General features: G+C 65.4%; 19 protein-coding genes. 15 read left to right on the top strand and 4 right to left on the bottom strand.

The window, feature by feature from the left end:
- The first annotated feature begins 6 nt into the window (after window positions 1–6).
- Complete coding sequence (locus ASG86_RS18420) at window positions 7–891, top strand: helix-turn-helix transcriptional regulator (protein WP_056337883.1); 885 nt, start codon at window positions 7–9, stop codon at window positions 889–891.
- 122 nt (window positions 892–1,013) lie between these two features.
- Entirely contained in the window at window positions 1,014–1,982 is a 969-nt protein-coding gene (locus ASG86_RS18425; RefSeq protein ID WP_056337892.1) for an aldo/keto reductase, read from the top strand.
- Window positions 1,983–2,120: 138 nt separating this feature from the next.
- Here ASG86_RS18425 and ASG86_RS21235 read toward each other — a convergent pair whose 3' ends face one another.
- Entirely contained in the window at window positions 2,121–2,435 is a 315-nt protein-coding gene (locus ASG86_RS21235) for a PASTA domain-containing protein (protein ID WP_056337895.1), read from the bottom strand.
- 257 nt (window positions 2,436–2,692) lie between these two features.
- Between ASG86_RS21235 and ASG86_RS18440 the strand changes: the two genes are divergently transcribed.
- From ASG86_RS18440 to ASG86_RS18450, 3 genes are all read left to right on the top strand, one after another.
- Window positions 2,693–3,840, top strand: a protein-coding gene (locus ASG86_RS18440; protein WP_156386230.1) for an IS3 family transposase whose coding sequence is annotated in 2 segments (ribosomal slippage) — window positions 2,693–2,966 and window positions 2,966–3,840 — 1,149 coding nt in all. Because the reading frame shifts where the segments join, the coding sequence is not laid out codon by codon here.
- Between the two features lie 434 nt (window positions 3,841–4,274).
- Window positions 4,275–4,478, top strand: coding sequence for an META domain-containing protein (locus ASG86_RS20690; protein ID WP_056337902.1), 204 nt, complete (start codon window positions 4,275–4,277; stop codon window positions 4,476–4,478).
- 518 nt (window positions 4,479–4,996) lie between these two features.
- Window positions 4,997–5,299 (top strand): hypothetical protein, encoded by a 303-nt coding sequence (locus tag ASG86_RS18450; RefSeq protein ID WP_056337908.1) that lies wholly within the window; start codon window positions 4,997–4,999, stop codon window positions 5,297–5,299.
- Between the two features lie 156 nt (window positions 5,300–5,455).
- Here ASG86_RS18450 and ASG86_RS18455 read toward each other — a convergent pair whose 3' ends face one another.
- A complete protein-coding gene (locus ASG86_RS18455; RefSeq protein ID WP_056337912.1) occupies window positions 5,456–5,962 on the bottom strand; it encodes a hypothetical protein in 507 nt (168 codons plus the stop codon).
- A gap of 524 nt (window positions 5,963–6,486) precedes the next feature.
- Window positions 6,487–6,954 carry a MarR family winged helix-turn-helix transcriptional regulator gene (locus ASG86_RS18465; protein WP_056337915.1) on the bottom strand — a complete coding sequence of 156 codons (468 nt, stop codon included), beginning with the start codon at window positions 6,952–6,954 and terminating at the stop codon, window positions 6,487–6,489.
- Window positions 6,955–7,088: 134 nt separating this feature from the next.
- Between ASG86_RS18465 and ASG86_RS18470 the strand changes: the two genes are divergently transcribed.
- The 9 genes from ASG86_RS18470 (at window position 7,089) to ASG86_RS18510 (ending at window position 17,863) form a co-directional block, all read left to right on the top strand.
- Entirely contained in the window at window positions 7,089–8,030 is a 942-nt protein-coding gene (locus ASG86_RS18470) for an SDR family NAD(P)-dependent oxidoreductase (RefSeq protein ID WP_056337917.1), read from the top strand.
- Between the two features lie 2 nt (window positions 8,031–8,032).
- Entirely contained in the window at window positions 8,033–8,923 is an 891-nt protein-coding gene (locus ASG86_RS18475) for an amidohydrolase family protein (protein WP_056337918.1), read from the top strand.
- 1 nt (window position 8,924) lies between these two features.
- A complete protein-coding gene (locus tag ASG86_RS18480; protein WP_056337919.1) occupies window positions 8,925–10,136 on the top strand; it encodes an acyl-CoA dehydrogenase family protein in 1,212 nt (403 codons plus the stop codon).
- A gap of 43 nt (window positions 10,137–10,179) precedes the next feature.
- Window positions 10,180–10,635 carry a MaoC family dehydratase gene (locus tag ASG86_RS18485; protein ID WP_018772160.1) on the top strand — a complete coding sequence of 152 codons (456 nt, stop codon included), beginning with the start codon at window positions 10,180–10,182 and terminating at the stop codon, window positions 10,633–10,635.
- 122 nt (window positions 10,636–10,757) lie between these two features.
- A complete protein-coding gene (locus ASG86_RS18490) occupies window positions 10,758–12,083 on the top strand; it encodes an MFS transporter (RefSeq protein WP_056337920.1) in 1,326 nt (441 codons plus the stop codon).
- Between the two features lie 7 nt (window positions 12,084–12,090).
- On the top strand, window positions 12,091–13,668 hold the full coding sequence (locus ASG86_RS18495; RefSeq protein ID WP_056337921.1) for an acyl-CoA synthetase: 1,578 nt from the start codon (window positions 12,091–12,093) through the stop codon (window positions 13,666–13,668).
- Between the two features lie 90 nt (window positions 13,669–13,758).
- Window positions 13,759–14,784 carry a bile acid:sodium symporter family protein gene (locus tag ASG86_RS18500; protein WP_056337922.1) on the top strand — a complete coding sequence of 342 codons (1,026 nt, stop codon included), beginning with the start codon at window positions 13,759–13,761 and terminating at the stop codon, window positions 14,782–14,784.
- A gap of 134 nt (window positions 14,785–14,918) precedes the next feature.
- Window positions 14,919–17,384: a molybdopterin oxidoreductase family protein gene (locus ASG86_RS18505; RefSeq protein ID WP_056337924.1), complete on the top strand. Its 2,466-nt coding sequence runs from the start codon at window positions 14,919–14,921 to the stop codon at window positions 17,382–17,384.
- Entirely contained in the window at window positions 17,381–17,863 is a 483-nt protein-coding gene (locus ASG86_RS18510; protein WP_056337926.1) for a hypothetical protein, read from the top strand. Before ASG86_RS18505 ends, ASG86_RS18510 begins: the two co-directional genes overlap by 4 nt.
- A 14-nt stretch (window positions 17,864–17,877) precedes the next feature.
- On the opposite strand, the gene ASG86_RS18515 is transcribed toward ASG86_RS18510, so the two are convergent.
- Window positions 17,878–18,633, bottom strand: coding sequence for a MerR family transcriptional regulator (locus tag ASG86_RS18515; RefSeq protein ID WP_056337930.1), 756 nt, complete (start codon window positions 18,631–18,633; stop codon window positions 17,878–17,880).
- A 220-nt stretch (window positions 18,634–18,853) separates the two neighbouring features.
- On the opposite strand from ASG86_RS18515, the gene ASG86_RS18520 reads away from it, so the two are divergent.
- Window positions 18,854–19,738 (top strand): alpha/beta hydrolase, encoded by an 885-nt coding sequence (locus ASG86_RS18520; RefSeq protein ID WP_056337933.1) that lies wholly within the window; start codon window positions 18,854–18,856, stop codon window positions 19,736–19,738.
- Window positions 19,739–19,760 lie beyond the last annotated feature (22 nt).

Here is a 19,760-nt window from a genome sequence, read left to right on the forward strand (position 1 = left end):
GAAGGCATGAGCATCCGAGATGACATCCAGGAGTTCCTGACCTCCCGGCGGGCCAGGCTGACGCCCGAGCAGGTTGGCCTGCAGTCTTACGGCCGGCGACGGGTGCCGGGGCTGCGCAGGGAAGAGGTTGCGATGCTCGCCCAGGTCAGCGTGGAGTACTACAGCCGGCTCGAGCGCGGAAACCTCACTGGCGTCTCCGAGAGCATCTTCGAGTCCCTGGTCCAGGCCCTGCGCCTGAACGACGTCGAGGAGCGGCACCTGAGGGACCTGGTCCGCGCGTCGGAAAACACTGTCCGCCCACGGCGTCCAAGGGCGTCGGAGCAGCGTGTCCGGCCGACCGTGCAGCGGATGCTCGACGCGATGACCGACCTGCCCGCGATCGTTCAGAACGGCAGGCTTGACATCATCGCTGCCAACCGGATGGGCCGGGCACTGTACGCGGCCCAGTTCGACACGACGGTCCTGCCGCCGAACCAGGCCCGGTTCATCTTCCTGGACCCCCGGGGGAGGGACTTCGCACCCGACTGGGACCGCGCGGCGAATGAATGTGTCGCCACGCTGCGGGCCGCGGTTGGACGGGACCCACACGACCGTCGGCTCTCGGACCTCGTCGGAGAGCTTTCCACCCGCAGTGATGAATTCCGGCTGCGGTGGGCAGCGCACAACGTCCACCAGCACAAGAGCGGATCAAAACGCATCCACCTCCCCGCCGTCGGGGAACTCAACCTGGACTTCGAAGTCCTGGAACTCACCGCCGATCCCGGCCTGATGCTCATCACGTTCAGTGCCGAACCAGGATCGCCATCCCACGACGCCCTGCAGCTGCTCTCCAGCTGGGCCGCAACCCAGCAGAACACCGGCTCCGCGGCCGCAGCAGCCCACAACTCCTAGCTGCCAGCAGCACCGACCCGACCTTGGCGGGATTCCGCGACATCACGGCCGGGACCTGTCGCCGTACACCACCAATTGCACCGTCCCCGTCCGGGTCTGGTGCGCCGTTGAAAGGACACTTCATGGAGTACACACGTCTGGGCCGTTCCGGCCTGAAAGTCAGCCGTATCGCCCTCGGCGGAATGAGTTTTGGTGACTCCTCCCGCGGATTCACCGACTGGGCCCTGGATGACGACGCGGCCGAGCCGATCTTCCGGCAGGCGGTGGAGCTGGGCATCACGTTCTGGGACACCGCAAACATCTATGGATTCGGTACCGCCGAGGAAATCATGGGCCGGGCAATTACGAAGTACACCCGCCGCGAGGACGTCGTCCTCGCCACCAAAGTGATGTTCAAAATGCACGACGGACCCGGCGGTGCCGGCCTCTCACGCAAAGCCATCATGGAGCAAATCGATGCCTCCCTCACCCGGCTGGGCACCGGCTACGTCGATCTGTACCAGATCCACCGCTTCGATCCCGAGACCCCGGTCGAGGAAACCATGGAGGCCCTGCACGATCTCGTGAAGGCCGGCAAGGTCCGCTACATCGGCGCTTCGGCGATGTGGGCCTGGCAGTTCGCCAAAATGCAGCACGCCGCGGATCTGCACGGATGGACGCGGTTCGTGTCCATGCAGGACCAATACAGCCTTATGCACCGTGAAGAGGAACGCGAGATGTTCGGACTCTTGAGCGACCAAGGCGTCGGCAGCATCCCCTACAGCCCACTTGCCAAGGGACGGCTTGCCCGGCCGTGGGGCGGCGACACTGCACGGTCCGCCAACGATCCCGTAGCCGAACGCAGCTTCAGCGAGGCCGACAAGCCCGTTACCGATGCAGTTCAAAAGATTGCAGAAGCACGGGGAATCCCCATGGCGCACGTCGCCCTCGCCTGGGTGCTGAACAACCCCGTAGTAACCGCGCCGATCGTCGGTGCCACCAAGGAACACCACCTCCCCGACGCTGTCGCAGCCCTCGACGTCCGCCTGACAGAGGAGGAAATCAAAGTCTTGGAAGAGCCCTACACACTCAGGATGCCCGTTGGCTACTAAAACCATGCGCCTCGGGTCTGACCTCGTGGCCAGCTGACTCCTGGCGTCTCAAAACCCTAGAGTCTGAGGCGCTGAGGTTATGAGACACCGACACAGGGATTCAGCTGTCCCGTAAGAGGATCCCTCACCGGACATCGCTCACTCGTCCTTCTCAGCCTCCGCATGACTCCTTAGTGAGGGGGTCGGCCCGCCCGTCTGCTCCGGCACGTCGCTTCGGGCTTGACCGTCCCGAACGAAAGTAATCCGAATTTGGCTTCCCCGCTCAAGGACCGACCCAGCGGACGGATCTTGGGAGGTCACCCAGAACAGCCCTGGCCACGTACGCGAACGGAGTCCCGGCCCGTCAGGGTCTCCGGCGGCGAGACCAAACCCAATGTTCGCCGCCATCTCTTGGGCAATGTGCACAGGCTGCCCAACGAGATCGGGAACCGCCAGCTTCTGACGTTCATCCATCTCTGCAACTCCTCTGAGCTTGACCAGCTAGAACGGTGAAACCAACCTTCTTCCGTCACCAAAATACCGCCGGTGGGTCCGCCGGGCCTGGCCAACCAGATTTCTTGGTTCCTAAAGCGCGCTTTAGTTAGGACAGCTTGGTGCCTACACCTTCACATATGGATGGGTGGGTGGAATTGGTTGGGTCCCCAGAGAGTAGTCCAGTGTTTGTGTGAGTTTCGTGTCCGAGAATGGACACAGGAGGAAATTCACGAATCATGGCACGCAGACACACCCCCGAGCAGGTCATCGCCAAAGTCCGGCAGGGCCAGAAGATGCTCAACGACGGACGTCCGATGGTCGAGGTCATCAAGGAACTTCAGGTCACCGAGGCGACCTGGTACCGGTGGCTGAAGGAGTACGGGTCCGAGAAGAACGCCGAGGCGTCCAAACGGACGAAGGAGCTGGAGAAGGAGAACGCCCGGCTCAAGCGGCTGCTGGCGGAGAAGGAACTGGCCATCGACATCCTGAACGAGGTGGCGAAGGGAAAATTCTGAGCCCCGAACCCCGCCGCCGTGCCGTGCGCATGGCGGCGGAGAAGTTCGGGGCATCCGAACGCTTCGCGTGCAAGGTCATCGGCCAGAACCGGTCCGCGTTCCGCAAGAAAAAACCCGACATGGGCTTCGAGGAAATGCAGCTCCGAACAGCCCTGCGCGCCATCGCAGTGAAACACCCCGCCTGGGGCTGGCGGAAGGCCCGCTGGCACCTCCTGGCCCAGCCCGAGTGGGGCGGCGTGGCGCTGAACCGGAAGCGGGTGCGCCGGCTCTGGCGCGACGAAGGCCTCGTCTGTAAAGCCAGGGCGCGGAAGAAGCGCCGGACCGGGCCCGGCGCCGGGGAACGGAAACGGCTCACAGCCGAGTATCCGATGCACGTGGTCAGCTTCGACTTCCAGTCCGACGTGACCTCCTGCGGCCGGCACATCCGGTTCTTCAACGTCATCGACGAATACACCCGCACCGCCCTGGCAGTCATTCCGCGCCGGTCCTTCAAAGCCGCCGACGTCGTCGCGGTGCTGGAGGACATCATCGCCGAAACCGGCACCGCCCCGACCTACGTCAGGTGTGACAACGGACCGGAATTCACCGCCGCCGCCCTGATCGAGTGGTGCAACACCGCCGGCGTCGACACCGCGTTCATCGACCCCGGCTCGCCCTGGCAGAACGGCTTCATCGAATCATTCAATGCCCAGTTCAGAAGGGAGCAACTCTCCGGAGAAATCATGGACACCATGGCCGAAGCGCAGTTTTTGGCCGAGGAATGGAAAGCTATCTACAATCATGAACGGCCCCACGGATCCCTGGACGGCATGACGCCGAAACGCTACTGGGAAAACTGGACGCAAGAAAACACATTAGCTATCGCATAGACGCTGGACTGCTAACGGGGGCCCAGCCAGAATGCTGAGGGCACTTTGCTTGTCCTTACGCGGTAGCGGACATTGGGGGAACAAGAATGAGACGGAGCCAACCGGGGCTGTGGCAGTACATAGTTCCACTTTTATTGGTTGGCGTGCTGCTGACATCTTGCGGTGATGTGAGAACCGCAATGCCGGAAACCGCCGTACCTGTTTCAGTCGAATCCCCTACGTCCACCAGCGCAGTTCCTGGTTCCACGACCACTTCACCGCCCCAATCATCCTGTGCGGCGTTCCTGCCGTCGGCCCCCTGCACGAAATACCTGGGCATCTCGGGCACGGCGAATGGCGAAGACCTCCCCTGGGTAGCATCCGGGGGCGTTAGCGCGCAGCTGGCCGCCGTAAACGGTGAACTTTGGCTGGCCGTGGTACCTAGGTGCGCGCCCATGAGCGGACCAGCAACAATCACTGGTACCACGCTCACTGTCAGGGACATCGTGATCGGCGCGAGCGGGTGCATCGACGGGGATCTGGGCGAGCAGCAACAGTGGGTGTTGGAGTTCCTGCACCGGCCTATCGAACAGACCTTCAGCAACGGGACTCTCACCTGGAAGAGCGGAAATGACACACTCAACTTCAGAAGCGAGTAGGCCGGCGCTAACGGAGTAGAGCTATTCTTTGCGCATGGCTGACCAAAGGCTTTGGCGAAGTGAAGGTCAATGGTCTCAAATAGCGGCTGATGTGAGCGGGGGAAAGCAGTAGGGGTCGAAAGACGAGCATTCGTTTCTTCTCCTCAACACCGTAGGGTCATTGAAAAGCCGATGATTGCAACACTCGTACCGCCAGAATCGGGACACCGAGCCGATGGAAAAGATGCGGTGCATTCAAAAGGAAACCCCTATATGATCCGATCAGCGTCCACTTATGAGGGAGCGCAATGCAGAGCATTGGGTCATGGCGATTCCTGGTTCCATCCATGGTTCTCACCCTGCTGCTGACCTCATGCGGCGGCGACGAGGTGACGGGTGGACCGGGAACTGGGGAACCCACGGCGAGTTCCGCGAGCCCAACTCCTGGATCTGCCAGCCCTGTGACCGACGGTGGCCCTGTAGCGTGCGTCGACTGGGTTTGGTTTAAGACCCCTCAGGACCAATACGACAAGGCCCCCGTGGTGCTCATCGGAAAACCTGAAGGCCAGGTCGGCGAGACCAAAATCTACGGCTCCAAGGCCACCACCCACCTTGTTGAAGTCGAGCGGGTTCTCAAAGGAGACCCCGGAGAGGGGAACATACGCATCTCCTCGATGCCCCCGACCTGCACAGCAGGAGATCCCTACCCGGACGGCGATCCCCTTGATACCGCCGAAAGGGTCATCATTTTTGCGACCAAGCAGGGCGCCGAATGGTTCGCGATGACGCCGGCACAAGGAGTCCTGCCTTTGCCCCAGGGCTCCAACCTTCCCTTCCAATAGGACTGTCCGATCCTGTGGCCTTGTCCCAGCAGTTGGCCTGTGCCCTGGTCCCCGGGAGCGCTCGCGCAGGCCGAAACCAGCCGGCCCAGTATTCATCGTCCACTGACAGTGGGCCGGGCCCGGGCGGGTCCGGCCCCGGCCCGTTCCTCGAAACCGCTAGGAGTATTTGAGGCTTAGTATCAGGGCCTTGAGCTGCGCGTACTGCTCCGTGGCCATCCATTCTTTCGCCGCCTGACGGCTGCTGAATGCCGAGCGGGTCGCCAGGGTGGCGGGCTCGTCGAAGAAAATGACCTGGTTGACTGAGCCGCCGTTCCCCATCACGAGCAACGTGCAGTGCGACCCGGCCTCACCCTCCTGGAGGTTGCGGCGGTTCATGACCGCCATGGCGTACTGGTCTTGTCCGCCGATGCGTTCGACGATGAATCCGAACATCGGCGTGCTGCCGTCGACCTCCGTCATGCCTGGGACGGCTGCCTCATCGAGCACGGTACGGCTGACGGGGCCTGCCGTGCAGCCGATCCCGTCCGCGCCGCTCGCGATCCGGAACAGGTCAGCGCCGGTTCCGTCCGAGACAATTGCCTCAATGGGCTGGAACCCAGGCCCCTCCCGGCCCGGCCCCCGCTGCGTCCTGACGGACCACGAAGCCGGGTAGGAGAAGGACATGTGCCCATCAGGGAAAGTGAACGACGCCAGTGCTGGCTGGACCGGCGCTGCAGGCTGGGCCGGAACGACAGGTGCAGGCTCTGCGGGGGCGGACTGTGAAGCGGGCTGTACAGGAGCCTCAGCGGAGGGCGCAGCTGATGAGGGAGCAGCTCCACTACTGGGTGTACCAAGAGCAGCCGGCGGCGATGATGTGGTGGCCCAAGATGCGGGAGCCTTACTTTCCGCTGCCGCATTCTCTGCAGGCTGAGGCCCGCAGGCCGAAAGGACAAGGCTGATGGCAACGCCCGCGACAGTCGCGGCGCCGTAAAGTCCGAAACGGTTTGAAGTCATGATTTTGAAGTCCCCCAGAAAGCGCTTTTAGGCGCGACATCTGCCCTCTCTCGCTCCTGGATAATCAGGGCTGGGGCATTAGTCACAGACTAGACGCGAAGTATCGTTCTGACAGCCGTTTTTCGAGGCGGGGCCATAACACATAAATAACGAAAATTCCCTGCGCTGCGGCGGATTTTGCGGGCTCCTGTGGCCTACTCCGCGGCGCCCCAAAGTGCTTTGCGGAGCAGCCGCTTCAACTCCTGCGACTCAGCGTCGGAAAGCCCCGAAAGCTGGTCCAGCTCCGCCGCGTCCATGGCAGCGCGGGCCTTGGTGTGCATCTTCCGTCCCTCGGCGGTGGAGACGATGATCTTGGCGCGCCGGTCCTGCTTTCCCTGCGCCCGCTCCACCAGCCCGCGCCGTTCCAGGTCGTCCACCAGCGTCACCACCTGGCTGGGGTCCAGGCTGAGGAAATCCGCGAGTTCCCGCTGCGTCGGCTCCAGCCCGCTGCAGGCCAGCGTCAGGACGGAAAAGGAGCGCTCGCGCAGGCCGAAATCTGCCAGTGCCTTGTTGTTCAGGACCGAACCTGCCGCATGCAGCTTGGCCAGCAGCAGGCCCACATCACTGCCGATCCTGGCGGCCGCAAGGCGCGGGGTCTGAACGTCTGTGCCCAAGGTGGCCATCACAACTCCGGTACTGGTAAAAAACAATCATTGACTTTTTCAATGATCCGTAATTTCATTGAATCCAACAAGGATCTCACACCGCAGTGGGACCACCCCAACGGCTTCGGCCGGCGCATGCGAAGGAGCAGGCCATGAGCTTGAACGGCAAGGTTGCAATCGTCACCGGGAGCGGGCAGGGCCTCGGCCTCGCCTACGCGAGGGAACTGGCCCGCCAGAGCGCCGCCGTCGTCATCAATGATGTAAGCGCTGAGACGGCCGCCCAGGCGGTGGCGCAGATCGAAAAGGACGGCGGCCGGGCCACCGCCGTGGTTGTCCCGGTGGGAACCACGGACGCCGCCAAGGCGCTGGTGGCCGGGGCCGTTGACGCGTTCGGCCGGCTGGACATCCTGGTCACCAACGCGGGAATCCTGCGGGACAAGAGCATCCTGAAGATGACGGACGAGGACTTCGACCTGGTGATCAACGTCCACCTCAAGGGCACCTTCACCTGCGTCCGCGAGGCGTACGCCTACTTCAAGGAACACAACATCCAGGGCCGCATCATCACCATCGGCTCGCCCACGGGCCAGCGCGGAAACTTCGGCCAGACCAACTACGCGGCGGCGAAGGCCGGGATCGTGGGCATGGTCCGGACCTGGGCGCTGGAAATGAAGAAGGCCGGCGTGACGGTCAACAGCGTCATCCCGGTGGCGGCAACGGCCATGACCAAGACCGTGCCGTACTTCCAGAAGGCAGTGGAAGCGGAGGAGCACGGTGAGGCCATGCCGGCCTTCTTCCGCCACGAGCTTGGTTTTGGAACGGCCGACGACGTCTCCGGGCTGGTTGCCTTCCTCGCCTCCGACGAGGCTGCCAACATCACCGGCCAGGCCATCGGCGCCGGTGGTGACCGCCTGCAGGTCTGGACCCACCCTGAAGCTGCCACCACCGAGTACCGGCAGGGCGGCTGGAGCTACGAGGCGCTGCAGGACAACGCCGGCCAGCTGTTCAACCAGGACACGCTGCAAAGCTACGGCGAACAATTCCTGCCCCTGCCGGAAGAGCTCAAGCCCGCACAGCCCGCCGAGGCCCGCTGACCATGGCTGACCGTTACGAGCCGGGCATCGACCCCGCGAAGCTGGATGCGATCGACATGCACGTCCACCTCGAGGTGGACAGCTGCGGGCACGGGTCCCTGCCGGAGGCCCTGACCGAGGCCTCGGCGAAGTATTTCAAGGCTGAGGACCGCACCCCGTCCCTGGACCGGATCGCCGAGGTGTACCGCGAGCTGAACATGGCCGCCGTCGTCTTCACCGTGGACGCGCGCACCCAGCTCAAGCACGAACCCAACAGCATCCCGGAACTGATCGCCGGCGCCGCCCGGAACAACGATGTCCTGATCCCGTTCGGCAGCGTGGACCCCCGCACGGGCGAGGACGCGATCGCCGGAGCCAAGCACCAGGCCATCGAGCTCGGCGCCCGCGGCTTCAAGTTCCACCCGTCCCTGCAGGGCTTCGACCCCTCCAGCGAGCGCTTCTACCCCCTCTGGGAAACCCTCCAGGAACTGGGCCTGCCCGCCATCTTCCACACCGGCCAAAACGGCATGGGCGCAGGCCTCCCCGGCGGCTACGGCATCAAGCTCGCCTACTCCAACCCCCTGCTGCTGGACGCGGTGGCCGCTGACTTCCCCGGCCTGCAGATCATCATGGCCCACCCGTCGGTGCCGTGGCAGGACGAGGCAAACTCCATCGCCACGCATAAGGCCAACGTGTTCATCGATCTCTCCGGTTGGTCGCCCAAGTACTTCCCGGAGTCCCTGGTCAAGGCCTCCAACTCCTACCTGCAGGACAAGGTCCTGTTCGGCACCGACTTCCCGCTGATCACCCCACAGAAGTGGCTGGGCGCCTTCGCCGACCTGCCGCTGAAGGATGAGGTCCGGCCCAAGATCCTCAAGGACAACGCGGTGCGCCTCCTCGGACTGGGTGGCTGAGATGGGAACCACGACGGCGGCACCCGGCCTGGGTGCCCGGCTGTACTCCGCAGCGGACTGGTACGACTCTGAGTCCCTGCTCACGCAGGACGAGCGCCGGGTCCTGGCCCGGCTGAGGGACTTCCTGGACCGCGAAGCGAAACCCCTGCTGGCCGAGTACTGGGAACGGGGCGAGTTCCCGGAGCAGCTCGCCCGGCCGCTGATCGACCTGGACCTGATGGAACCCGCCGAACTCACCACGGACGGGCCTGCCCGCGGGATCTACCAGGGCTTCCGGATCTTCGAGCTTGCCCGCACCGACGCGTCCCTGGCCACCTGGTACACCGCGCAGGCCGGCCTGTTCCGTACCGCCGTCCGCGTCGGTGCTTCCGAACAGCAGCAGGCCGAGTGGATGCCCAAAGTCATCGACTTCTCGCTCAAAGGCGTCTTCTCACTCACCGAACCCGAATCGGGCTCGGACATCGCCGGGGGACTGTCCACCACAGCCCGGCGGCAGGCCGACGGCAGCTGGATCCTGGACGGCGCCAAGCGCTGGATCGGCGGTGCCGCCACCGCCGACGTCCTGGCTGTATTCGCCCGGGACACCGCCGACGGGCAGGTCAAAGCCTTCCTCGTGGACCGCGCCGCGGCCGGCGTCACCCTGGAAAAGATCTCCGGGAAAACGTCCCTGCGGATGATGCAGAACGCCCACATCACCCTCGCGGGGGTCCGCGTCCCGGAGTCCATGCGCCTGCACAACGTGAACTCCTTCAAGGACGTCGCCGCGATGCTGAGGGCCATGCGCTCGGACGTTGCCTGGATCGCCACCGGCATCGCCGCCGGCGCCTTCGAAGCCGCACTAACCTATGTCAATCAGCGCCAGCAGTTCGGCCGCAGCCTCGGTTCCTTCCAGCTGGTCCAGGAGAGACTGGCCCGCATGCTAGGGAACGTCACCGGTTCCCTGTCCCTGGTGGTCCGGCTCACCGAGCAGCAGGCCAAGGGCATCTACCGCGACGAGGACTCGGCCCTTGCCAAGATGCAGACGTCCCTGTTCATGCGCGACACCGTGGCCCTGGCCCGCGAGGTGGTGGGCGGCAACGGCATCACACTGGCGACGGACGTGGCCCGGTTCCATGCCGACGCAGAGGCCGTGTACTCCTACGAGGGCACCCACGAAATCAACGCCCTCATCATCGGCCGCGCCCTCACGGGCGAAAGCGCCTTCACCCGCTGAACCCCAACTCCCTTACCCAATAAGCAACTGCCAGGAGGCAACGATGCCCAATCTCGTCGTCGATTTCGACACCCTGCTCACCTTGTCCGGCAAGGACCTCGGCACCACCGACTACCGCCAGATCACCCAGGAACAGATCAACCTGTTCGCCGACGCCACCGACGACCAGCAATGGATCCACACCGATCCCGAACGCGCCAAGGACGGCCCGTTCGGCGCCCCCATCGCCCACGGCTTCCTCACGCTCTCCCTGATCATCCCGTTCTGGGGCGAACTGTTCGACGTCGACGGCGTCACCACCAAGGTCAACTACGGCCTGGACAAAGTCCGCTTCACCTCACCCGTCACCGTGGGCTCCAAAGTCCGCATGCAGGCCACTATCGCTGAGGTCACCGAGGTCAAGGGCGGCGCCCAGATCAAGGTCAACGCCACCATCGAAATCGAAGGCCAGGAACGCCCCGCCGTCGTGGCCGAATTCCTGGCCCGCTTCTACAAATAAGCCGCTTCGACAAGTAAGCCGCACCACCGGCAGCAACCCCTCCGCAACACCGGCGGCGCCCCTTCCGGCACCGCCTCCGCAGGCAACCCCAAAACCCCATCCCTCCCTCCTTAGGAACAGCCATGTCCGGACACACCACGCTCGCACCTGCGGGCACGGCCGCCAAGCGCAAGGAAGCGCGCACGGTCATCCTGTCCAGCTATCTGGGCAGCACCATCGAGTTCTACGACTTCCTGCTGTATGCCACGGCCGCAGCAGTAGCCTTCCCCAAGGTCTTCTTCACCGGAACGGACGAATGGGTGGGAGTGGTGGCCGCCTATGCCACCTTCGCCGCCGGGTACGTGGCCAGGCCGCTGGGCGGGGTGATCTTCGGCCACTTCGGTGACAAGGTGGGCCGCAAGGGGATGCTGATCATCTCCATGGCCATGATGGGCATCGCCTCCACCCTTATCGGCCTGATTCCCGGCGCCGGCGTGATCGGGCCGTGGGGCGCCGTCATCCTGGTGCTGCTGCGCGTCTGCCAGGGCATCGCCGTCGGTGGTGAATGGGGCGGCGCCGCGCTCATGGCCCTGGAGCACGCGGATCCGAAACGCCGCGGTTTCGCGGCTTCCTTCGTCAACGCCGGCGCCCCCACCGGCGCCGTCCTGGGAACTGTGGTGATGGGCATCTTTTCGGCCCTGCCGCAGGATGCGTTCCTGGCCTGGGGCTGGCGCGTGCCGTTCCTGTTGTCCTTCGTGCTCCTGATCGTGGGCATGTTCGTCCGCCTGCGTGTCTCCGAAAGCCCCATCTTCGCCGAGGCCGTGGCCAAGGAGGACGCACAGGGCACCAAGCGCAAGATCCCGCTGCTGGACGTGCTGCGCCGGCCCAAGGCACTGATCATGATCATGTTTGCCGGTGCCGCCGGATTCGGCCTCCAGGTGGTGCTGCCCACGTTCTCGGTGACATACGCCGTCTCCAAGGGGGCGCCCCAGCAGGGCGTGCTCTACGCCTTCGCCGGTGCCTCGGCCATCTCCATCATCTTCGTGCTTCTGGGCGGACGCCTGTCGGACCGGCTCGGCCGCCGGCCCGTGATGATCGCCGGACTGGCCCTGTTCATCGCCTACCTGTTCCCCATGTTCGGCATGCTCGGATCCGGCAACACCGGCCTTGTCTTCGTGGCCTTCACCGTGGCACTGATCCTGCACTCATGCCTGTACGGGCCGCTGGCAGCCTTCGTCTCCGAACAGTTCGGCACCACGTCCCGCTACACCGGCGCAGCCGTCGGCTACCAGCTGGCCACCCTCATCGGCGCCGGCTTCACGCCAGGCATCATCGCCGGACTCTACAAGGACTCCGGCCAAAGCATCTTCCCGGTGGTGGTGTTCCTGTCCGTCATGGCACTGGTCTCGATTGTCTTCATCGCCCTGACGCGGGAGTCTAAGAACAACGACCTCACCACGGTCCGTTAGGAGAACCATGGACAACAACGGAGTTGGATCCTGGCTGGAGCGCCGCCGCCGGAAGTCGGGCGCCAAGACAGCCCTCCTGTCCGGTGCCGGCGCCCTGAGCTACGAAGAGCTGGCCGAAAGGACCGACCGCCTGGCCAACGCACTCCGGGACAGGGGAGTGGCACAGGGTGACCGGGTGGCCTACCTGGGCGAGAACCACCCGTCCTTCGTGGAAACGTTCTTTGCCTGCGGCCTCCTGGGCGCCATCTTCGTGCCGCTCAACACCAGGCTCGCGCCGCCTGAACTGCAGTTCCAGCTGCAGGATTCCGGCGCCCGGCTCCTGGTCAGCGCCGGCGCCCTCGAGGCGTCCGCCACCGCCGCCCTGGAAGGTACCGGCGTCACCCACCGCCTGGTGGTAATGGCCGACGCCGGGACGGTACCTTCGGCGGCCACGTCACCTGCCGCCGTCGGGCCCTACGAAGTGGTTCCGTGCGAGGCAACGCCCTATGAGGAGGCGCTGCGGGCGGCCACGCCGGAACCCCTCGATGTGCCCGTGGGGCACGACGACGGGGCGATGATCCTCTACACCTCGGGGACCACCGGCAAGCCCAAGGGCGCCCTGCTGACCCACGGAAACATCACGTGGAACTGCATCAACACCATCGTGGACATGGACCTGAACCGCAACGATGTGGCCCTGATGATCTCGCCGCTGTTCCATGTGGCATCGCTGGACATGGGCCTGCTGCCGATGCTGCTCAAGGGCGCCACCGTGGTGCTGGAGGCAAAGTTCGATCCCGCGAGGGTCCTCGAGCTGATCCAGGAGCACAAGGTGACCACCCTCAACGGGGTGCCCACCACGTTCCAGCTGCTCTGCGAGCATCCGGACTGGCCCGCGGCGGACCTCAGTTCCCTGGACAAGCTGACCTGCGGCGGCTCCGCCATTCCCCGCCGGGTCCTGGACGCGTACGAGGACCGCGGCGTCGGTTTCACCAGCTGCTACGGCATGACTGAAACGGCCCCCGGTGTCACCATGCTTCCGGTTGACAGGTCCAGGGACAAGGCCGGCTCGGCGGGCCTGCCGCACTTCTTCACCGACCTCCGGATCGCAGATCCCATGGGCGGTGCGGTGGCTCCCGGCCAGGTGGGGGAAATCCAGATTTCCGGCCCCAATGTGATCAAGGAGTACTGGAACCGGCCGGAGGCCACTGCTGCCAGCTACGCTGACGAGCGCTGGTTCCGTTCCGGGGACATGGGCTACCGGGACCCGGAAGGCTTCCTGTTCGTCTCGGACCGGCTCAAGGACATGATCATCTCCGGCGGGGAAAACATCTACCCGGCGGAGGTGGAAGCAGTCATCGCCGAGCATGCTGCCGTCAGCAGCGTGGCGGTCATCGGAGTCAGCGATGACAAATGGGGCGAGGTTCCCCAGGCGATCGTGACCCTCCGGGAAGGTGAATCGCTGACGGAGGAGCAGCTGCGCAGCTTCCTGGACGGCAGGCTGGCCCGCTACAAGATCCCCAAGTCCCTGGTGGTGGTGGCGGACATGCCCCGCACGGCCAGCGGCAAAATCCGGAAAATGGAGCTCCGCAAGCAGGTCCATTGACGGATCCGGCACGTCCGCGTGGTTCCGCCGTTGTTACCGTTCACGGTCATCAATTGGCGGAACCCTGCGGGCCGGTGCCAGCATGGTTAGATGCTTGAGGCAACTAAACCCCACAATTCCCCGGGCGGGACGCCCGTCAACCCTGCGCTGGAAGCGGAAAGCAGGATCGCGCGGATCGCCGTCACGGTGTTTCCCCTCCTGGTGGTGGCCGCAGGCGTCATCGGCTTCCTGCTCCCGGGAGTCTTCAAACCGATGGGTCCCAGCGTGCCCTACCTGCTGGGCATCATCATGTTCTGCATGGGTTTGACCCTGACCCCGCCGGATTTCGCGGCGGTGGCCAAGCGGCCGTGGGCGGTGGCACTGGGAATCGTTGCGCACTACATCATCATGCCCGGCGCGGGCTGGCTGATCGCCGGCGCCCTCAACCTCGAGCCCGAGCTGGCCGTCGGCGTCATCCTGGTGGGCTGCGCACCTTCCGGGACCGCCTCCAACGTGATGGCGTTCCTGGCCAAGGGCGATGTTGCCCTGTCGGTGGCAGTGGCCTCCGTGTCCACCCTGATCGCCCCGATCGTCACCCCGTTGCTGGTCCTGTTCCTTGCTGGTTCCTACCTCCAGATCGACGCCGGCGGCATGGTCCTGGACATCGTCAAGACGGTGCTGCTGCCGGTGGTGGCCGGCCTCCTGGCCCGGCTCTTCCTCAAGAAGCTCGTGGCAAAGGTGCTGCCGGCACTTCCGTGGGCGTCCGCCGTCGTGATCTCCCTGATCGTGGCCATAGTGGTGGCCGGCAGCGCCAGCAAGATCATCAGTGCCGGAGCCATTGTGTTCCTCGCCGTGGTGCTGCACAACGGTTTCGGCTTGGGCCTGGGCTACCTCGCCGGGAAGCTCGGCCGCCTGGACGACAAAGCGCGCCGTGCCCTCGCCTTCGAAGTGGGCATGCAGAACTCCGGCTTGGCCGCCACGCTGGCCACCGCCCACTTCAGCCCGCTGGCCGCGCTGCCGTCCGCCGTCTTCTCCCTGTGGCACAACATCTCCGGCGCCATCGTGGCTGCCTGGCTCGCCCGCCGGCCGCTGCAGGAACGTCCGCTGGAGCGTCAGGGCCGGGAAGCCCAGGCATAAGCGCCTGACCTGCACGCCCACTGCCGGACGGCACCAAAAACACCTGTTACCAGCAGCGTCTCCTGGGTACGGGACCCGTTAGGGACAACGTCGTTTTCGATGTTGCCTGCCGGTTCCGGACAGGAGATGGACAGATGACTCGGATTGACCGAATAGCTGAACCATGGGGGACAAGGACACCGTACGGCAGCGGCGGTGAATGGCCGGTCAGGGTGGACACCCACCTGGCCGAGGGCGTAACCCCGGAGGACGTGGACAGGTGGGTCCAGACGGCGTCGCTCCTCCACTCCAACGGTGACGCCATGGATATTGCCGTCAAGGACAACAAAATCGTCGGCGTGCGGGGTAGGGCCTCGGATAGGGTCAACCACGGCCGGCTGGGACCGAAGGACCTGTACGGCTGGCAGGCGAATGCGTCACCTGACCGGCTCACCAAACCCCTGATCCGGGAGGGCGGGAAGCTGGTTGAGACGGACTGGGACACCGCCATGAAGCGCGTGGTGGACCGGTCAAAGGCGTTGCTGGCGGAACAGGGCCCCAGTGCCATCGGGTTCTACACCACCGGCCAGCTCTTTGCCGAGGAGTACTACACCCTGGGCACGGTGGCCCACGGCGGCATCGGCACCAACCACGTGGACGGCAACACCCGGCTCTGCACGGCCACGGCGGCCGAGGCACTGAAGGAATCGTTCGGCTGCGACGGCCAGCCCGGCTCGTACACGGACGTGGACCACGCGGACGTGATCGCGCTCTACGGGCACAACGTGGCGGAAACCCAGACCGTCCTCTGGACCAGGATGCTGGACCGCCTGGCAGGACCCAACCCGCCCAAGATCATCTGCGTGGACCCGCGCATGACCCCCGTGGCCAAGGCCGCCACCGTGCACCTGGCCCCGCGGCCCGGCACCAACGTGGCCCTGATGAACGGCATCCTGCACGAGATCATCGCCAACGGCTGGGTGGACCAGGAGTACATCCAGGCGCACACCGTGGGGTACGCGGAGCTCGAAAAAGAGGTCAAGAACTACCCTCCCGCCCTGGCCGCAGAGATCTGCGGTGTCCCGGCGGAGCAGATCTCCGAGGCCGCAAGCATCATCGGCCACGCCGAGCGGCTGCTGTCCACGGTCCTCCAGGGTTTCTACCAGTCCAACCAGGCAACCGCCGCCGCCGTGCAGGTCAACAACGTCAACATCATCCGCGGCATGCTGGGCAAGCCCGGCTGCGGCATCCTGCAGATGAACGGCCAGCCCACCGCGGAAAACACCCGCGAATGCGGGGCCGACGGCGACCTGGCCGCCTTCCGGAACTGGTCCAACGACGCCCACATTAAGGACCTGGCCAGGGTCTGGAACATCGACCCCATGTCCATCCCGCACTACTCGCCGCCCACCCACGTCATGCAGATGATGCGGTACGCGGAGGACGGCTCCATCCGGATGCTCTGGGTCAGCGGCACCAACCCCGCCGTCTCCCTCCCCGAACTGGCGCGGGTCCGCAGCATCCTGGAGCAGGAACGGCTCTTCCTGGTGGTGCAGGACATCTTCCTGTCCGAGACTGCCCAGCTGGCCGACGTCGTGCTTCCCGCCGCCACCTGGGGCGAAAAGACGGGCACCTTCACCAATGTGGACCGCACCGTCCACCTGTCGGAAAAGGCGGTGGATCCGCCCGGCGAGGCCCGGCCGGACCTGGACATCTTCATCGACTACGCCCACCGGATGGGCCTGCAGGACAAGGACGGGCAGCCGCTGATCAAGTGGCACGATCCCGAGTCCGCCTTCGAAGCGTGGAAGGAATGCTCCCGCGGCCGCCCCTGCGACTACACCGGCATCACCTATGAGAAGCTGCGCGGCGGGTCCGGCATCCAGTGGCCGTGCAATGACGAGAACCCGGACGGCACCGAACGCATCTACGCCGGCGGCAAGTTCTGGGCACACCCGGAGTACTGCGAAACCTACGGCCGGGACCTGATCACCGGCGCGCCCGTGGATCCGTCCGAATACAAGGCCCTCAACCCGGAGGGCAAGGCCATCATCAAGGCCGCTGAATACGTCCCGCCGCACGAGCTCCCCAGCCGGGACTTTCCGCTGCAGCTCATCACCGGCCGCACGCTCTACCAGTTCCACACCCGCACCAAGACGGGCCGGGCGCCTGAGCTGCAGGCAGCCGCACCTGACGTCTGGGTGGAGTTGTCAGCGGACGACGCCGGCGCGTACGGGATTGCCGAGGGCGATCTTGCAGAGGTGGAGACACCCCGTGGTTCAGTCCGCGCAAAGGTGCGGATCAGCGGGATCCGGACCGGCGTCCTCTTCCTGCCGTTCCACTACGGCTACTGGGACACCGACGGCGGCCACCAGCCGGACGGGGCGGGCAGGGCAGCCAACGAGCTGACAATCACTGACTGGGACGCGGCCTCCAAGCAGCCCATTTTCAAGACGGCGGCGGCACGCATTACCCGGGTTTCGGGCGGTGACGGGCCGTCCCCGGCACCCACCACCACAGCGTCGGCTCCGGCCGGCGACTTCCCGGAAGAGGCCAGGACCAAGGGGATCGCCTCCGCCCTGGCGGACGAAGCCACGGGCACGGCAGGAGGGGCACGATGAAATTCGGGCTTGTACTTGAGGAAATGCACCGCTCCGAGAACGACCTGGCGCATCACCTGCTGACCATCTCGGAGCGGCACAAAGTGGACCACGAGATCTACCATCTGGCCCGGGACCTGGCGCGCTGGTCCCAGCAGCATGTCCGGGACATCGCGGCCATCGCCGGGAACTATGGCCAGGACCTGGATCCGGAGCCGCGCGGCGAGGCAGGCCTGATGGAAACCCTTCGCGAGAAGGGCAGCGAGATGGTGGGCCGGCGCCCGGAAACCGGGATGCTGCTGCTGCGCGACCTCCGGGAGCTTTACCTGAAGGCCTGCGGCGTATCGGCCGACTGGGAACTGCTGGCCCAGGCCGCGCAGGGGATGAAGGACAAAGACCTCCTGGCCCTGGCCGAAAAATGCCATCCCCAGACCATCCGCCAGATGAAGTGGGCCAACGGCAAGCTGAAGGAGTCCGCCACCCAGGTCCTGGTCAGCTGAAAGGTTCCGGACGGTTATCCGGCCTCGCGGGCTCCTTGCAGGTGCGCCACCAGTGCCTGCATCTGCTGGGCGGACCAAGGCAGGGCCTTGCTGAGTTCGCCACTGTTCCCGTTCCACATGGCGCGGGCTGCCTCCTTGGTGCCCTCGCTGCTGTGAAAGCGGGAGCCCAGCTCGTCCCAGCGGCGCACCAGGTCCCTGGCCTCGGGGCTGGTGGCGGGGATCCCGCCGTCGACCTGGCGCAGGCCCTCCTCAACCATGCCGGCCCACTCGGTCCGTGCGTCCTCCGTGGCCTGCCGGCCCAGGTGGGCGCGCCGCTCGGCGAGCTCCCGGCGCTGATCTTCGGTGAAGTAGTCCTCAAACATGCTCATGCCTTCCAACACGGTTACGAATAAGGCGGGGGCGGCGTCCCCGTCGTTGTTGATACGATCCAGCAGCTCCCGGATGGTCTGCTGGAGCTGGTCCAGCTGCCGGGCCTGCCCGCCCACGGCGTCCAGCTGCCGCTGCAGCAGATTTCGGATCGACTCCGGACCCCCTCCGGGCTGGTCCAGCACGGCGGCGATCCCGCCCAGCGGCACACCGAGGCTGCGCAATGTCCGGATGCCGTAGAGGCGCTGGAGGTCCTGCCTTGTGTAACGGCGGTGGCCTGCCGTGGTCCGGACGCTTGCCTGGAGCAACCCGATGCTGTCGTAGTGGTGCAGGGCCCTGACGGTGACGCCGGTCGCTGCGGCCAGCTCGCCAATGCTCCAGCAGTGTTCGTCCGGATGATCCATATCCCCACCGTAGGACCTGACGCAGCGTCAGGTTCAAGTCCTGGCATTTACTGTTTTGAGCCTGCAGGCTCATGCTTTCCAAACGGGTTTCATTGAGTGAAACCGGCGGCGCGTCCGTTCCTGTCCATGCCCCAGAGTTGTGTCCATGAAGGCGGACGCCGATAGTGGTCCGCTCCCAGCTATCCAGGACAGAAACGGCGCGGCACACATGGAGTCAACGATGACGGCACTGCGGATCCAAAGGGGGATCCAGTTCGCCCGACCACAGAATGCCGGGCCGCTGCTGCTGGACCTCTACCTTCCCGGCGCTGCCGCCGACGTCCAGGCCGGAAGGCCCGCGGTAATCCATTTCCATGGGGGAGGCTGGCGGGTGGGGGAGCGGTCCTCGCTGGGGCCGGGCGTGGACGGCTTCGGCCTGAGCCCCATCGAACAGCTTGCGGAGGCCGGGTTCGTGGTGGCCTCCGCCGACTACCGCCTGACGGACGTTGCCACTTTTCCCGCCCAGCTGCTGGATGCCAAGGCGGCGGTCCGCTGGCTTCGCACCCATGCCGCTGAGTACGGGGTGGATCCGCGCCGGATCTACGCCTGGGGCGATTCGGCAGGCGGCCACCTTGCCGCCCTCCTCGGACTGACCGCCGGAGCCGCGGAATTCGCTGAGCTGGAGGGCGCCCTGGAGGCTGACGGGGACGACCATGTTGCCGCCGTCGTGGCCTGGTATCCGCCCACGGACCTGGAACGGATGGGGGAACAGGCCAGGCCGGACGCCGTGGCCCGCGCCGATGACCCCGGCTCCCGCGAGGCGCTGCTGCTCGGCGCCCAGCCGGCCGACGCCCCGGACAAGGCCAAAGCGGCAAGCCCCCTCGCCTACGTGCATACGGACGCGCCGCCCTTCCTCCTCATCCACGGAACGGCTGACCGGTTCGTCCCCGTGGAGCAGTCCGCCGGCCTGGCCCAGGCGCTCGAAGGCGCCGGTGCCGCCGTCGAACTTCTCCTTCTGGAGGATGCGGACCATATGTGGCAATTGCCGGACGGCAGCAGCAACGCAGCAAGGCAGGCAACCACCGCCACCATCGATTTCCTTCGCCGCCAGGCGCAGCAGCACTGACCACCACTTCCTCCGGAGCGCC

The sequence above is a fragment of the Arthrobacter sp. Soil764 genome (genome assembly GCF_001428075.1).
Lineage (GTDB): Bacteria > Actinomycetota > Actinomycetes > Actinomycetales > Micrococcaceae > Arthrobacter.